The sequence below is a fragment of the Brachyspira innocens ATCC 29796 genome, assembly GCF_000384655.1.
In the GTDB taxonomy this organism is placed as follows: Bacteria; Spirochaetota; Brachyspiria; order Brachyspirales; family Brachyspiraceae; genus Brachyspira; species Brachyspira innocens.
Window position 1 is genome coordinate 43810 of sequence record NZ_ARQI01000125.1, and the last position, 17768, is coordinate 61577.

Below are 17768 nucleotides of genomic sequence, written 5' to 3' on the forward strand. Positions count from 1 at the left end.
GACAATTTCGTATATTTATATTTTATAAACCTTGTTTAGGGCAGGATAATCGTATTACTATCTTGCCCGCTTTTTTATTTATATTAAATAATTTTATTTCCAAAAAGCATTAAGTCTTTTTTTGGTATTTTCTTTCAAATCATAATAGTAAAGCGATATATCATAAGTATGATAAACACCTTTTTCAAAAATACTTTGTCCGCCAAAATAAAAATCATCAGCATTTATAGTGCTGCATTTTACAACGCCTCTTTTTTTATCTACTTTAGCATCTGCTATTTTTGTAGGAATACCATAATTTGTATATATATTAGCTCCTAAACTCTGCTCTTTTGAGGCTAAAGTATCTTCAGTAGTCCAAGTTATAGGATTAATTGCTATTGAATCTTCTAAAAGAGTAGGATTATATCCGTTAAAATCAGGACTCTCTGTATTATAAGAAATTATAACTCCAGTATCATATTCATTATTTGCAAATCTCAAATGAGGATTTTCTTCTAGGTCTTTTTTTGTAACAGAATATCCGAATATATAAGCTGCAATCATTCTATTTTTTAAGTTTTCATTTGTTTTAAAATAGTCTATAAGTATTTGTTTTATCATCATAGCACCCTGAGAATGCCCTGACAATATAAAAGGTCTTCCATTATTATAATTTTTTATATAATAATCAAATGCAGCAATTGCATCATCTTTTGGAGCAGAATAAAAATATTTATTTTTCTCTTCTTCGCTTATATTGTTATTTTTATCCAAAAGATATATAGCATCGGCCTGCCTGTAAAAAGGAGCATATATACTTGCTATTTCTTCAAATATTCCAGTTTGTTCAATCATTACATTTGTAGTATATCTTCTCATAGAAGGAGAATCTATAGAACATATCATATCTTCATTGGTATTTTCTCTTGACCAAGTTGTAGGATACAAATAAAAAACATCTGCTTCTCTTTCATTTTGATTTTCTGCTATATTAAGCCAATTATTTTTATCCGAATAATCTGATGTTTTTGTAGTTATATTACCTGTATTATTTGAACAGCTTATTATAATGCTTATTAATATAAGACTAGTTAATATTTTTGACATAATAATTCCTTTAATTTTTAATATATTATTTTGTAATTCTAAAATTATTATATTATCAAAAATATATAAATCAATAAAGATATTAAATAAAATAAAAACATGCTATTTAAAAATAAAAAAATAGCATGTTTTTTTAAGATTTTTTTGATATTATTTTATGATAATACCTTTTTTAGGTATATTAAGAACTTTTATTTCGGATTTGATTTTCTTTTTAGAAAAACTATTTTCCATAGCATTAGAAACTTTTTTTATTATTTTTTCATCATCTTTGACCAAAGCAAGTATTGAAGAGCCTGCTCCGCTTATAGTAACAGAGTATGCACCAGCAATTTTTACTTGTTTAAATAAATCTTTTAGACCAGGTATAAACTTAGCTCTATAACCCTGATGAAGTTTATCGTCTGTTGCCACTTCAAGCAAATCAAGTCTGTTAGAAGATAATGCAGAAGTGAGAAGTGCTGCTCTTGAAATATTAAATATAGCATCCTTTAAGCTAATCTCTTTAGGGAGAGCATTTCTAGCTTTTTCTGTACTTAAATAAAAATTTGGTATTGCAACTACAGCTTTTAGTCCTTTAGGAGGATTTATTTTAACATATTTAAAATCTTCATCTTTTCTAACAACACCAGATATTATTCCCCCCAATATGGCAGGCGACACATTGTCTGGGTGTCCTTCAAGCTGAACTGACATATTTAGTATTTCATTTTCAAGAGAAAGTTTATTTCCCAATATATAATTGGCCGTCAATAAACCTCCTATTATAGCGGCAGAACTGCTTCCAAGCCCTCTTGAAAGCGGTATTCTATTTATACATTTTATTATATATCCTTTATCAGGCTTTGCTTTTAATCTTTTAAATACCAGTTTCATAGCAGAAAGTATCATATTATCATCTTTTGATATTTCTTTTTCTCCTTCGCCTGTTATTTCAAAATCTATTTTTTTAGAGTTATTATTTTCATATATATGTATTTCATTATATAAATCTAAAGCGAGTCCCACGCTGTCAAAAGCAGAACCTATATTTGCACTAGTAGCTGGTATTTTAAAAGTTACAAGTTTTTTATTTGTTATATTATTTTCTTTATTGTTTTTCTTTTGAGATTTATTCATATTATATTCCTATAGCCTTCCTTATTTCTTCTATATTGTTATCAACTTTTATAGGAGCAGAGCAAATTTTTATAGCATTATCAGGATCTTTAAGTCCGTTGCCTGTAAGTACAGAAACTACAGTATCTCCTTTGTTTAATTTTCCAGCCTTATAAGTTTTTATAACTCCAGCAAGAGAAGCAGCAGAAGCAGGTTCAGCAAATATTCCTTCTTCTCTTGTGAGCATCTTATAAGCCTCTAATATTTCATCATCAGTAACAGAATCTATAAATCCGTTTGATTCATTAGAAGCATTAACAGCCAATTTCCAGCTTGCAGGATTACCGATTTTTATAGCTGTAGCAATAGTTTGAGGATTTTCTATTACTTTATTTTGTACTATAGCCGCACAGCCTTCAGCCTCAAAACCTATCATTTTAGGTAAGTTTGATACTTTTCCATTTTCTTTATATTCTTTAAAACCCATCCAATAAGCAGATATATTTCCAGCATTTCCAACAGGTATAGCCAAGTAATCAGGAGCTTTTCCTAATGCATCGCAAATTTCAAATGCAGAAGTTTTTTGTCCCTGAAGTCTGAAAGGGTTAATTGAGTTTACTAATGTAATAGGATATTTATTTGTAATATCAACAACAGCTTTTAAGGCTTCATCAAAATTACCTTTAATAGCTATAACTTTAGCACCATACATCAAAGCCTGAGCCAATTTTCCTAAAGCAATATTTCCATCTGGTATAACTACTATACATTGAATACCGCTTCTTGCAGCATAAGCAGCAGCGGATGCAGAAGTATTTCCAGTAGAAGCACACATAATAGCTTTTGAACCTTCTTCAAGTGCCTTAGCAACTGCCATAACCATTCCCCTGTCTTTGAATGAGCCTGTAGGATTAAGACCGTCATATTTAAAATATAATTCTATTCCGCCAAGTTCTTTTCCTATTTTTTCAGCTTTTATTAATGGAGTATTTCCCTCATTTAATGTAATAAGAGGTGTTTTATCTGTAATAGGTAAATATTCTTTGTACTCTCTTAAAAGTCCGTTCCATGTTTTCATAGTATTATCCTTTATTGTTATTAATTAATAAAAATAATTATCATTAGCAGTATTCAATATAGAATATAATATAAACAATAATTTTTCAAGGCTTTTTATGTATTAATGTTATATAAAAGTTTTTTATTTTAGTATTATAATTGCTTGTTTAAAAGTTTCTTTAATTACTTTATAAAATAAAAATAAATTTTTATAACATGTGTAATATATACCTAAACAAATATAGTTTGTCAATTTTTTTATTCAACTTTTTCCCGCCGCAAAAAGTGCAAGTTTAAAAATAATACTAAATAGTACTAATTATGCTTTATATTTAGAATAAATTATTAAATATAGCCTTTTGTGCATTCTTCTCGCCTGCCTGCGGCAAGGACAGCGTCATAAAAGAACTGGGCACAAGCGTGGTGGGCAAAGACCTGCAAATATTTAAAATTAAAAAAATTAGTTTTTTACGATTATATTTGTTTAGGTATATGTTTATTTTACTTTTTATAAAAAATGATTGTAATATTAATTATATATGTTATAGTGTATCAAAATAAAATACAGAAAAATAAAATTATGAATTGTAATAAGTATAAATTAAAGAAAGTTCTGCAAACGATGCAGTGTTTAATAATCTTAAAAAAGATTGGAGATTGACATTTTGTTGATTTCCAATCTTTTTTTTATTTTAATCAAAAATCTAAAAAAAATTTAGAATAATAGGAAGGCTAAAATTGAAACGTTATTTAATACTTGAAGACGGAAGTCATTATGAAGGCATAGGATTTGGTTCTGATAATTTCAGAATAGGTGAATTGGTTTTTAATACATCTATGACAGGATATCAGGAAATACTTTCAGATTTATCATACTGCGGACAAATAACAGTTATGACTTATCCATTGATAGGTAATTATGGTATAAACAGAGATGATTTTGAGAGTTTGAATCCAGCTATATTTGGATTTGTAGTTAAAGAGGCTTGTAAAAGTCCTAATAATTTCAGGAGTGCTGAAACTATAGACGAGTTTTTAAAATTAAAAAATATTCCAGCTATAGAAAATATTGACACAAGAGAGATAACAAAAAAAATAAGGGATGTAGGGACTCTTAAAGCCGTAATGAGCGATACTATAGATAATAAAGATGATATAGTAAAAATGCTTAAAGAGACTCCTTATATGAATGATCATGTAAAAAGAGTTTCTACAAAAAACGCCTTTCCTATACCAAACAGAGGAAAAAAAGTTGTACTAATTGATTTCGGAGCAAAACTAGGAATAATAAGAGAATTAAGCAAAAGAGATTGTGATTTGGTGGTAGTGCCTTATGATACAGATTATAAAACTATAATGAGTTTAAATCCAGACGGTATAATGCTTTCAAACGGACCGGGGGATCCAAAAGATGTAAAGGAATCAATTAATACTATAAGAGAGCTTATAGGAAAAGTACCAATATTTGGAATATGTTTGGGTCATCAGCTTATAAGTCTTGCATGTGGGGCAAATACAATTAAATTAAAATTCGGACATAGGGGAGGCAATCACCCTGTTAAAGATTTAGAAACTTCAAAAGTGAGCATAACAAGTCAGAATCATAGCTATGCCGTTGAGAAAGAGAGTTTACATAATACTGGCTTAATTATAACTCATGTATCTTTAAATGACGGAAGTGTAGAGGGAGTTAAACATAAAAAGTATCCAGTATTTTCTGTTCAGTATCACCCAGAGTCTAATCCAGGGCCTGAGGACAGTAAATATTTATTTGACAAGTTTATTAATATGATGAATGAAGGGGTAAAAAATGCCTAAAAGAAATGATATAAAAAAGATATTAGTAATAGGTTCAGGTCCTATAGTGATAGGGCAGGCTGCAGAGTTTGATTATGCTGGTACTCAGGCTTGCCAGTCTTTAAAAGAAGAGGGTTATGAGGTTATACTTATCAATTCTAATCCTGCAACCATAATGACTGATAGTGCTGTGGCAGATAAAGTGTATATTGAGCCTATTAATTTGGATTTTGCTAAAAGAATAATTTATAAAGAAAGACCAGATGCGATACTTGGTTCTTTAGGAGGACAGACTGGGCTTAATTTGGTTGTTGAGCTTGCAGAAAGCGGGATATTAGATGAATATAATGTTGAAATTTTAGGTACGGATTTAAATGCTATAAACTGTGCTGAAGATAGAGAGCTTTTTAAAAAACTTATGAATGATATTAATGAGCCTGTACCAGACAGTGTTATAGTGCATAGTGTAGAAGAGGCGGTTGCTTTTGCCAATAAAATAGGCTATCACTTGGTTGTGCGTCCTGCTTATACTCTTGGAGGCACTGGAGGGGGATTTGCACGCAATGAGAAAGAATTAATCGAAATATGCGAAAGCGGTTTAAAAATAAGTCCAGTACATGAATGCTTGGTTGAAAAGAGTATTGCAGGATATAAAGAGATAGAATACGAGGTTATGCGTGATAATAATGACAATGCTATAGTGGTATGTAATATGGAAAATGTTGACCCAGTAGGAATACATACTGGAGACAGTATAGTAGTAGCTCCTTGTCAGACATTAAGCGATAGAGAAAATCAAATGCTTAGAAATGCAAGCCTTAAAATAATAAGAGCTTTGAAAATTTGCGGAGGATGCAATGTACAGCTTGCACTTGACCCTAAAAGTTTTAATTATTATATAATAGAAGTTAATCCTAGAGTATCTCGTTCCAGTGCTTTGGCTAGTAAGGCTACAGGTTATCCTATTGCTAAGATAAGTGCAAAAATAGCTGTGGGTATGACTTTAGATGAAATACTTAATCCTATTACAAAAAAAAGCTATGCATGTTTTGAGCCTTCTATTGACTATATAGTTACAAAATTCCCAAGACTTCCTTTTGACAAATTTCCTAATGCCGATAGACAGCTTGGCACTCAGATGAAAGCCACAGGCGAAGTTATGAGTATAGGACGCAATTTTGAAGAGTCATTTTTAAAAGCTGTTCGTTCTCTTGAAATAAAATGCGATCATATAATTCATAATGATGTTTCTAATTATACTACCAAAAAATTATGGGAGCGTATAGAATTAAGAGACGATTTGAGAATATTTATTATAGCAGAACTATTAAGAAGAGGTGAGGATATTAATGATATTATATATATTACTCATATAGACAGATTCTTTTTAGAAAAAATAAAAAATATAATTATATTAGAAGAAAAATTAGAAAATAATAAAATGAATATAGATGTATTAAGAGAATGTAAGGAGAGAGGATTTTCTGACAGCTATATATCAAAAGTTTGGGGCATTGAAGAGATTGATTTATACAGATTAAGACATGAAAATAATATAGTGCCAGTATACAAAATGGTTGATACTTGTGCTGGAGAGTTTGAAAGTGAGACTCCTTATTTTTATTCTACTTATGAAAAAGAAAATGAATCTGTAAAAAGCGGCAAAGAAAGCATAATAGTATTAGGTTCTGGACCTATAAGAATAGGGCAGGGTGTTGAGTTTGATTATTCTACTGTTCACTGTGTTATGACCATAAGAGAGGCTGGATATGAGGCTATAGTTATAAATAATAATCCAGAAACGGTTTCAACAGATTTTTCAATATCTGATAAACTTTATTTTGAACCTCTTACTATAGAGGACGTTATGCATATAGTAGAATTAGAAAAACCAAGAGGAGTTATAGTACAGTTCGGAGGACAAACTGCTATTAACTTGGCTGAAAAATTAGTTATGCATGGAGTTAATATATTAGGTACTTCATTAGAAAATATTAATAAAGCAGAAGACAGACATGAATTTGAAGAGATGCTGAAAGCTCTTGATATACCGCAGCCTAAAGGAAAAACTGCTTTTACAATAGATGAAGCTGTGATAATAGCTAAAGATATAGGTTATCCTGTTTTGGTACGTCCTAGTTATGTACTTGGAGGACGTGCTATGGAGATAGTTGATAATGATGTTTCTTTAAAAATATATATGGAAACTGCTGTAAAAGAGATAAGCAATAAAGCCCCAATATTGATTGATAAATATGTTATAGGTAAAGAAATCGAAATTGACGCTATTGCTGACAGTGAGCATAATGTATTTATTGCGGGTATTATGGAGCATATTGAAAGAGCTGGTATTCACTCTGGGGATTCTATAAGTGTATATCCTGCACAGACTATTTCAAAAAAAGTAAAAGATACTATTATTGATTATACTAAAAGAATAGGAGAGGGCTTTAATTTTATAGGTCTTTATAATATACAGTTTATAGTTGATAAAAATGATAATGTTTATGTTCTTGAGGTTAATCCTAGAAGCAGCAGAACAGTGCCGTTTTTAAGTAAGATAACAAATGTTCCAATGGCTAATGCGGCTACTATGTGCATACTTGGGAAATCATTAAAAGAGCAAGGTTATAATAATATATACAAAGAAGAATCTAAAAATGTATTTGTTAAAGCACCTGTATTTTCTTTTGCCAAATTAAGAAGAGTTGATACTATACTTGGTCCAGAGATGAAAAGTACTGGGGAGGCTTTAGGTTTTGATGTTAATTTTGAGAAGGCTTTATATAAGGCATTGATAGCAAGTGGGGTTAAAATACCTCTTCAAGGAAATGTTCTTCTTACTATATCAGATAATCATAAAGATGAAATATTAGACTTGGCTAAAAGATTTTCTAATATTGGTTATGGAATATATGCCACAAAAGGAACAGCAAATTTTTTAAGAAAAGAAGGTCTTTATGTTAAGGAGGTTTCAAAGATTGATGAAGAAGGTTTTGAAAATATAGTAGATACTATAAGACTAGGAAGGGTTGATTATGTTATAAATACAATAGAAACTAATAGTCAAACTCATTCTGATAGTTTGGAATTAAGAAGGGCATCTGCTGAAAATAATATATCATGCATTACATCATTAGATACGGCGTACGCTTTGCTTAGAGTAATAGAGTCTATAAACTTTAGTATAATGCCTATTGCATGATTATATATAATTAATAATAAATTTTAAAAAGATGGGCAGATTTATTTTTTATGTTCATCTTTTTTTATTTATAAAAAGATTTATAATATTGAGTAACATTAGACTTGTTTCAAAACTACTTGACAAACAATTTTTATAAGTTTATTACTTTATGCTAAATTATATAATATTGATTATTATATAAATAAATATTTTATATATTTAAACTATAAAAATGCAGTTCTTTTGGTTCTTTTATACCAATAAAAGAACTGGGGTTTGGGGCAAAGCCCCAACTATAATTAAAAAATATTAAATTAAAAAATTATAAATATTAAGAAATTGAGTTTTGAAACAAGTCTATTAATATTTTTATGAGTGTAGTATGTCAAATTTTTCTATAGTATATAAAATAATAATAATTGTAATTGGTACTTTCGCTGTGCTTAATGGATTTTTCTATGATAATTTTAAACTTGATATAGAAACAGCATACTACTTCACATATCAAAGCAATATACTTGTAATAGTGTATTTTATTTTGGATATTTTAAATATTATAAAGAAAAAAGAAACATTTTATCCAAGATTCAAAGGTGCTGTTACAATGTCTATAACAGTTACATTTTTGGTGTATCATTTTTTATTGAGTACAACTTCGGGTAAATTAGAAGGCATTGATTATATTAGAAATATTATACTTCATTATATAGTGCCTATTATGACTATTTTTGATTATATTATTTTTGATAAGAAAGGAATTTATAAAATAATAGATCCTATTCTTTGGCTTATAATACCAATTTTATATTTTGTGTTTATACTTATAAGGGCTAGAGTTGGAAGTCCTTTTTCGGACGGAAGTTATTATCCTTACTTTTTTGTTGATATATATAAATATGGACTTAAAACTGTATTAAGAAATGTATTTTTTATCACCTTATTTTTTGCAGTTTTAGGTTATATAGAATATTTTATTGACAGATTATTTAATAAAGTATATGGTAAACATAATAAATAATTTTATTTTTTAGCTATATTATAAAATAACTATTATTGATTAATTTATATTTAATTTCTCTCTTTTCCAAGCCAAAAAATGTCTTTTTTTAAATAGCTTTTATATAGATTCATTATCTGTAAAGTAAGCCCTATTTCTATGCATTCTTCATCAGCATCAAAGAGTCCGTTATGAGCTTCATGTATTATTCCTTTTTTTTTGTTTCTTGCACCTATATTAAAAAATGCTCCTGCTTTATTTTGTATGAAAAAAGAAAAATCTTCAGCTCCCATAGAAGGCTTTAATTCAAGTACATTTTTCTCTCCAAGCAAATTAATAGCATTTTCTCTTACAATATCAGAAGCTTCTTTCCAATTAATGAGACTTGCAAAATATACCGTTTCTATAAATTCAGCATCAGCATCAAAAGAGTATGCTATACCTTTTATTATTTTTTTTATTTTTATTATTATTTTCTCCATAGTGCTTTCTCTTAAGGCTCTTATTGTACCAGTCATCTCAGTATAACCGCATATAATATTTTCAGCACTACCTCCGTTTATTGTTCCTATTGTTATAACAGCACTATCTTCTGCATGTACATTTCTGCTTATTATTGTCTGAATACTATCTATTATTTTGGCGGCTATTACTATAGTATCAATTCCTCCAGAAGGATTAGCAGCATGTGCTGTTTTTCCATAAACTTTTATCTTAAAGTCCAAACATGAAGCATTAACAATATTATCATTTATCTGTACAAAACCTATATCACTATGAGTAGAAACATGCAGACCATATATAACATTAACATTTTCCAATGCATTTTCTTTTATCATTCTCAAAGCACCTCCTACAGTTTCTTCTGCAGGCTGAAATATAAGCCTTATATTGCAAGGAGGTATTATTCCTTTGCTATTATTTTGAAATACTGAAGCTATACCTAAATTGATTGCAGTATGTATATCATGTCCGCATGCATGACACACACCTTTATTTTTTGAGCTGTAGCTGCAGTTTTTTAAATCATCTATTGGAAGTGCGTCTATATCTGCTCTGAATGCTACTGTAAAACTTTTATCCTCTCCTTTTATATCAGCTATAATTCCAGTATCAGCAACTTCTGTTTTATGTTCTATATTGTATTTTTTTAAATGATTAGAGATCGTATTCATGGTTTGGAATTCTTTTTCTGAGAGTTCAGGGTTAGAATGCAAATCTCTTCGTATATTTATTAATTCTTCTTTTATTTCTTTTATTTTGCTTTTTATTAACTCTAATTCTTCCATAAAATAAAACTTTGTTAATGTATTTATTATTATTATATATTTTTGATTATTAACTTCAATACTTATTATTTATGATATATATTTAAAGTTATTAAACAGTTTTTTACAGCTATAATTCATATATATTGTAGTACATATTATACAAAATATAGAATTTTTTAATAAATTTTGATTGATTTTGATTATTTTTGATTGAAATTGATTGATTTTTTTAGCTTTTTTTATATAATTATTAATATAGATAATAAATAAGGATATTAAAGAAGTGCTAAAAGTAAGCAGATATGAATTGATACTTGAAGTTATAAAAGAAAAAAAGAACTTAAAGATAGAGGAACTAATAGAAAGACTTAATGTATCAGAGGCTACAATCAGGCGTGATTTAACGTTTCTTGAAGAGGCTGGTAAGATAAAGCGGGTTCATGGTGGGGCAGTATTAACTGACGCTCAGGAAGAGAGTTTATTATATAAAAGAGAAATATTTTCAAAGGAAAAAGACAATATAGGTAAGTTTGCTGCTTCTTTAGTAGAAGAGGGAAGCACTGTATATCTTGATGCTGGCAGTAGTGTTTTCGCTATGATTAAATATTTATCTGTCATTGAGAATATAAAGGTTATAACAAACGGTGTAAGCCATATAGATGAACTTAATAATAAAAGAATAGAAACTTATTTGATAGGCGGAAAGATAAAAACACTTACAGGGGCATTGGTTGGAGGAACTGCTGCAATGTCTGTAAAGAATTTCAATTTTGATTTGGCATTTATGGGAGCTAATGGTGTTGATATATACGGATATTCTACACCAGATAGTGAGGAGGCATTGATAAAAAGTGAAGCTTCTAAGAGGGCAGATAAAACTTACTTTTTATGCGATGAATCCAAATTTAACAAAAGAAGTCTTATAAACTTTTGCAGTTTGGAAGATTCTTATTTAATAACGAATGCTAAAGAAATAGATGATAATATAAAAAATAAATTAAAAGGATTATTTATTGTTAATCAATAAAAAGTGGGAGATTATTTATGATATATACTTTAACACTAAATCCTGCTGTTGACTATTATATAGACATGAATATCTTTGAAGAGGGAGAATTAAACAAAGTTGATAATGCCTATACATTAGCAGGAGGAAAAGGGATTAATGTTTCTAAGGTATTAAAAAACTTTAATATCGATTCTGCGGCTTTAGGTTTTTGCGGCGGATTCACTGGAGATTATATCAAAAAGCATCTTAAAGAATATGGTATTAAAGAGCATTTTATATACTTAGAAGAAGATACAAGAATAAATATAAAATTAAAAACTTCAAAGACTGAAAGTGAAATAGCAGGCAAATCACCAAATATTTCAAAAGAAAAAGTTAATGAATTATTAAACTTCATAAAAACTAATATAAAAGAAAATGATATTTTAGTATTGTCTGGAAGCGTACCTAGTTCTGTAGAAAGCTCTATATATAAAGACATTATATCAATAGCAAATAAAAATATAAAAGTAATACTAGATGCTAGAGATGAGGCATTCAAATTTGGATTAAAAGAAAAAGTATTTCTTACAAAACCAAATAAAAAAGAATTAAGCGAATATTTTAATAAACAAATAGAAAAAACAGAAGATATAATAAAATATGCTAGAGAGTTAATAAAAGAGGGAAGTGAAAATGTAATAGTATCTTTAGGAAAAGATGGATCTATTTTAGTAACAAAAGATGAGGCTTATTTAGGAAATGCTCCAGACGGAAAATTGATAAGTTCTGTTGGGGCTGGAGATTCTATGGTTGCTGGTATAGTTTATGGATTAAGCAATAATTTAAATATAATTGATTCTTATAAATATGCTATAGCAAGCGGAAGTTCTACTGCTTGTTCTGAAGGTTTAACTACATTTGATAGTATGAAGAAATTTTTAGAAAATACAGAAATAAAAAAAGTTAATTAATTTTATAAATACGGAGGCTAACAATGCTAAAAGATGTCATAACTTTAGATTGTATAGATATTGATTTAAAAGGAAAAACTAAATCAGAAATTATAGATGAAATGGTTGATATTCTCTATAAGAACGGCAAATTAAATGATAGGGAAGAGTATAAAAGAGAAATATTAAAAAGAGAAGCTCAAAGTTCTACAGGTATGGAGGAAGGTATAGCAATACCGCATGGTAAAACTAAAGCCGTAAAAATTCCAACAGTTGCTATAGGTATTTCTAAACAAGGTGTTGATTATGAATCATTAGACGGAAAGCCTTCACATTTATTTTTTATGATAGCAGCCCCAGAAAACTCTAATGACTCTCATATAGAATTATTATCAAAAATAACTACTCTTCTTCTTGAAGATGATATAAGAGAAGCATTATTAAATGCAAAAAGCAAAGAAGAAGTACTTGATATATTAATGAAAAATGCTGAAAAAGATAATGAAAACTCATCATTAAATCAGGAAAGCAGTAATAATAATGATTCATATCAGGTATTAGCAGTAACAGCATGTCCTACTGGAATAGCACATACTTATATGGCTGCTGATGCTTTGCTTAAAAAAGGTAAAGAACTCGGAATTACTATAAAAGTAGAAACTAACGGTTCAAGCGGAGTAAAAAATGAGCTTACAAAAGATGAAATAAAAAATGCCAAAGGTATAATAGTAGCAGCGGACAAAAATGTTGCTATGGATAGATTTGCTGGAAAGAATGTTGATATAGTAGGTGTTAAAGAAGCTATAAAAAATCCAGAGCAGTTAATAAAAAATGCATTAAATCAAACAGCTCCTATATATCATATTAATTCTGAAGGAGGCTCTTCAGACAGATTTGCTAAAAAGCCTAAAACTGGAGTATACAAGCATTTAATGTCTGGTGTATCAAATATGCTTCCTTTTGTTGTAGGCGGAGGTATACTTATAGCATTTTCATTTATGTTTGGTATTAACTCAAGCAATCCTAATGATCCTTCATATAATGCATTTGCTAAACTTTTAAATGATATAGGAAGTGGTAATGCTTTCTTCTTGATGGTACCAGTAATGGCTGCATTTATAGGTATGAGTATTGCTGACAGACCTGGATTTGCTCCTGCTATGGTTGGAGGGCTTATATCACTAAATAGCGGCGGAGGATTTTTAGGCGGACTTATAGGCGGTTTTTTGGGCGGATATATTACTCTTTTACTAAAAAAAGTATTTTCTAAATTGCCTGAAAGTTTGGACGGAATTAAACCTGTTTTACTATATCCTTTATTTGGAATATTCCTTACTGGTGCTGTAATGTATTTATTCATAGTTGACCCAATAGCTGCGATAAATACTGGACTTTCTAATTTCTTAAAAAATATGGGTACTGGAAACTTAATATTATTAGGTGCTTTACTCGGAGCTATGATGTCTACTGATATGGGAGGACCTATAAATAAAGCTGCTTTCACATTTGGTATAGCAATGATAGCTTCAGGTGATTATGCTCCTCATGCTGCTGTTATGGCTGGGGGTATGGTTCCGCCTTTGGGTATAGCATTAGCTACTACAATATTTAGAAATAAATTCACGTCCGATGAAAAAGATGCTGGTAAAACTTGTTATGTTATGGGGCTATCTTTTATTACTGAAGGAGCTATACCATTTGCTGCTTCTGACCCTATAAGAGTTATTCCTTCCTGTATGATTGGTGCTGCTATTGCTGGTGCTTTAACTATGGCTTTTCGTATACAGTTAAGAGCTCCTCATGGAGGAATATTTGTACTACCTATAGTTAATAATCCTCCTCTATATCTTCTTGCTATAGTAATAGGCTCTGTTATAACAGCGGTAATACTAGGATTTATTAAAAAGCCTGTCAATAATAATTAATACATATATCTTATAAAAAGGCTTGAACTCTTTATTAATTTTAGTTCAAGCCTTTATTTTTTATAATGCTTAAATTTTGGTATTTTTATAAAGTTAATATACTTGTTTCAAAATAAAATATTTATAATTGCAAAACTAATATCTGCCGCTATGTGAACTGAGTAAAGTCAAATCTAATATATCAAGAATAAAATATAATCTTTTAGCGTACATTAAAGCCAATTTTATTATTCTAATAGATATGCTTTTGAGAAATTGTGTTGTCCCATAGGATCATATTCTACACCCTTTAATTTTGGAGAAACTAAAAGAGGTTCATTATAAAAATAAATAGGTATTATTGCCATATCTGATATTAACATCTCTTCAGCTTTATGCATAGTCATCATTCTATGAGAGGTATCTCCTATTAAACTTGCAGTTTTTATGAGATCATCATATCTTGTATTGCTGTAAACGCTGTTATTATTAGGGGATGTGCTTAAAAATATTGATAAAAAGTTAATAGGATCATTAAAATCCCCGTTCCAGCCTCCGCTAGCAATCTCAATGTTTTTATCAAATCTTTGTTTTAGCAAATCAGACCATTCAAGCTCTTCCATAACTACATCAATACCAAGATTTTCTTTCCACATTTTTTGAACAGCCTCAAATATATAGGTATGTACACCATGAGTTGTTTTAAATGTTATGGTTGGAAAGTTATTACCATTAGGATATCCAGCAAGCATCATAAGTTTTTTTGCTTCTTTAATATTATTTTCATAGTTGTTTTTTGTAATATTAATATAATCTCCTCCGTTTTCCCTAAAATCTCCAAAAAATCCGGGTACTCCATAAGGCACTAAAGCAGCAGCTGGTCTCTCTCCGCCTTTTGTAATATTTTCAACTATATAATTTCTATCTATAGCAAGAGATAATGCTTTTCTTACATTTGAGTCTGATAATGTTTTGTTTGTTGTATTAATAAAATAGAAATATGAAGATATTCTAGGTACATTGTGTATATATCCAGCTTTTTCTAGTGAAGAAATATATTCTCTTGGGAAGTTTCTGGAAAAATGAAGAAGACCATTTTCTACAGAATTGAGAGAATATTCATTATCATTTCTAAGTATGAACTCCAATCTGCTTGGTATAACTTCTTTCGTATTCCAATATAATTCATTTTTTTCCATAATGATATATTCATCAAATTTTCTTTCAACAACTTTAAAAGGTCCGTTTCCTATAAATGTTTGAGGGCTGTCAGTCCATTTTTCTCCATATGTTCTAATTATATCTTCTCTTAATGGGTAAAAAGTAGGGTATGCTAAAATTTCTAAAAAATATGTTAATGGCATTTCTAACATAATTTCTAAAGTATAATCATCAATAGCTTCTATACCAAGATATTTAGGCTCTATTTTTCCCATGTTAATATCTTTTGCATTTTTTATCATATTATATTGATAAGCATATTTACTTTTAGTATTTGGGTCAAATAATCTTCTAAATGAATATACAAAATCCTGAGCTACTACTCCTCTTCCATCACTCCAATATGCATTATCTCTAAGATTAAATGTGTATACTAATCCATCGCTGCTTACAGTCCAACTTTTAGCTACGGCAGGTATTATTTTTCCATCTTTATCTTTTGCAACTAATCCTTCAAATATATGTCTTAAATATATTAAAGTATCTGATGTTACATTAAAACTTGGGTCCATAGTATATGGTTCTGAACCTATATTTATCTGTAAAGCAAAATATTTTGAAGCTTGATTTTGAGATACACTTTCTTCTATTTTTGAACAAGATATATTAACGATTAAAGATATGAAAATCATTAATAAAATGCGATAATGACTACTAAACATTTTACTACCCAAATTATATTTTAATATTGTTTTCAGTATATATTCTATATAGTATAATGTCAAACAATATTTTTCTATATTTCTTATTCTCTAAGTTTGAAATATTCTATAATTTTCTGTAATTCTTTTGATTCTTCTAAAAGAGATTTTGAAGTTTCAGTAACTTGATTTACAAATTGATAATTTTGATTTTTTATCGTTTTGCTTTCTTTATCATTAATTTTGTCTACAAATTCAGATATATCATTTGAGTTTTCAGAAATTTTATCAACTTTTCCTTTTACAGCAGTAACCAAATCATTTAAGTATTCTACTGTATTATTAATTCCTCTGCTCATATCGCCTATCTCATCATTTAATTTCAAATAATCTTCAGAAACATTCCAAGATATATCCCCTTCTTTTATTTTAGTAATATTATCATTTAAATCATTCATTACAGATAATACTCTTTTATTTATAATTGATGGTACTATAATGACTATTAATATAATTATTGTTGCTATTATAGTCCACATCATTATTATAATTTTATTATTACCGAAAAATTCAGCTTTGGAAGATACAGCCAATTCTATTGCCCAATACACATCATCAAACATATGTATAGGTTTGAATATATGAAAATATTTACTCGAAGTTTGTTTATTATATGATTCTTTAAATATAGTATTATTTGAACATACAGTTTCTAATAGATCATTGTATCCGTATATATCAGATGAATTAGTTATATTTTCTCCTATACGGTATTTATCGGTAGTGCAGTAAATAATATTTCCTTTTTCATTAAATAATGAAATTGTAAATCCGTTTGTATCATCATAAAACATTATATTGTCCAAAGATAAATTCAGTGAAGATACGGCAATTATTTCATTGTCTTTAGAAAATATTGGTATTGAGTAGGTATACATAGGTCTGTATTTACCCTGTACTGGATAATAGTTTAATGATGTAATATGCGGTTCTTTGCTTTTTATAGTAGTATCTAAATAGCTGTATTGCAAATCTGATTCTTCCATATTAATTCTATGTACATTATTATTTGTATCTTTGAGCAAATATATTCCAAATCTTCCGTCAATGTTTTTATAAAGAGGATTATTAATATACATACTGTCAATAGCATTAGAAGAAAATATTAAAGACACAGACACCGCATTTGTACTCATTTCATCTGCAAATCTTTTCATTAAATCTTCATATACTTCTCTTTCTCTAATATTGTAATTATACATATTTTCTACTGTATATTTTATATTACTTAGATAGTTTAACTCTACATCAATTATAGATTCTATTTCAAATACTTCTTTTTGAGCCATTTGAGATATTGTAAATAATGACATTTGTTTTGTAATATTGTATGTATGGATAGTGTTTATAATACCGAATATCAGTATTATTGTTATAATAGGTATTATAATAAATAAACTTATTTTTATATTTAAGCTTACCTTATCATTCATAAAAAACGCCTCTTAATTTATAATTTTTATTATAGAATAAACCATTATATCTTTTATAAGAAAAAATTTG

At 28.7% G+C, this 17768-nt stretch carries 12 protein-coding genes; 6 read left to right on the forward strand and 6 right to left on the reverse strand.

The genetic code is table 11. From position 1 onward, the window contains the following. Positions 1–93: 93 nt before the first annotated feature. The 3 genes from F811_RS0112375 to thrC form a co-directional block, all read right to left on the reverse strand. Positions 94–1089, reverse strand: coding sequence for a DUF3089 domain-containing protein (locus F811_RS0112375; RefSeq protein WP_020005553.1), 996 nt, complete (start codon positions 1087–1089; stop codon positions 94–96). A gap of 150 nt (positions 1090–1239) precedes the next feature. Then, the gene (gene thrB / locus F811_RS0112385; protein ID WP_020005555.1) at positions 1240–2208 is read right to left on the reverse strand and encodes a homoserine kinase; all 969 of its coding nucleotides are present in this window, start codon (positions 2206–2208) and stop codon (positions 1240–1242) included. A gap of 1 nt (position 2209) precedes the next feature. After that, on the reverse strand, positions 2210–3265 hold the full coding sequence (thrC, locus tag F811_RS0112390) for a threonine synthase (RefSeq protein WP_013113119.1): 1056 nt from the start codon (positions 3263–3265) through the stop codon (positions 2210–2212). Positions 3266–3984: 719 nt separating this feature from the next. On the opposite strand from thrC, the gene carA reads away from it, so the two are divergent. The 3 genes from carA to F811_RS0112405 all read left to right on the forward strand — a co-directional run bounded on the left by carA (position 3985) and on the right by F811_RS0112405 (position 9248). Next, entirely contained in the window at positions 3985–5064 is a 1080-nt protein-coding gene (gene carA / locus F811_RS0112395; protein ID WP_020005556.1) for a glutamine-hydrolyzing carbamoyl-phosphate synthase small subunit, read from the forward strand. Beyond that, a complete protein-coding gene (gene carB / locus F811_RS0112400) occupies positions 5057–8248 on the forward strand; it encodes a carbamoyl-phosphate synthase large subunit (RefSeq protein ID WP_020005557.1) in 3192 nt (1063 codons plus the stop codon). Before carA ends, carB begins: the two co-directional genes overlap by 8 nt. A 364-nt stretch (positions 8249–8612) precedes the next feature. After that, positions 8613–9248 carry a Pr6Pr family membrane protein gene (locus tag F811_RS0112405; RefSeq protein ID WP_020005558.1) on the forward strand — a complete coding sequence of 212 codons (636 nt, stop codon included), beginning with the start codon at positions 8613–8615 and terminating at the stop codon, positions 9246–9248. A gap of 50 nt (positions 9249–9298) precedes the next feature. Here F811_RS0112405 and F811_RS0112410 read toward each other — a convergent pair whose 3' ends face one another. Then, positions 9299–10516 (reverse strand): M20 metallopeptidase family protein, encoded by a 1218-nt coding sequence (locus F811_RS0112410; RefSeq protein ID WP_020005559.1) that lies wholly within the window; start codon positions 10514–10516, stop codon positions 9299–9301. A 265-nt stretch (positions 10517–10781) separates the two neighbouring features. Here F811_RS0112410 and F811_RS0112415 point away from each other — a divergent pair, with 265 nt between their 5' ends. Genes F811_RS0112415 through F811_RS0112425 form a run of 3 tightly spaced genes read left to right on the forward strand, consistent with a single transcriptional unit; the run spans position 10782 to position 14364 of the window. Then, positions 10782–11525, forward strand: coding sequence for a DeoR/GlpR family DNA-binding transcription regulator (locus F811_RS0112415; RefSeq protein ID WP_020005560.1), 744 nt, complete (start codon positions 10782–10784; stop codon positions 11523–11525). Between the two features lie 17 nt (positions 11526–11542). Then, positions 11543–12460, forward strand: a complete 918-nt coding sequence (gene pfkB, locus F811_RS0112420; RefSeq protein WP_020005561.1) for a 1-phosphofructokinase — start codon at positions 11543–11545, stop codon at positions 12458–12460. A 23-nt stretch (positions 12461–12483) separates the two neighbouring features. Then, entirely contained in the window at positions 12484–14364 is a 1881-nt protein-coding gene (locus tag F811_RS0112425) for a PTS fructose transporter subunit IIABC (RefSeq protein WP_020005562.1), read from the forward strand. A gap of 227 nt (positions 14365–14591) precedes the next feature. Here the strand turns inward: F811_RS0112425 and F811_RS0112430 are convergent, their stop codons facing one another. Further along, on the reverse strand, positions 14592–16196 hold the full coding sequence (locus F811_RS0112430) for a peptide ABC transporter substrate-binding protein (protein WP_020005563.1): 1605 nt from the start codon (positions 16194–16196) through the stop codon (positions 14592–14594). A gap of 113 nt (positions 16197–16309) precedes the next feature. Then, entirely contained in the window at positions 16310–17698 is a 1389-nt protein-coding gene (locus tag F811_RS0112435; RefSeq protein ID WP_020005564.1) for a methyl-accepting chemotaxis protein, read from the reverse strand. Positions 17699–17768: the final 70 nt, after the last annotated feature.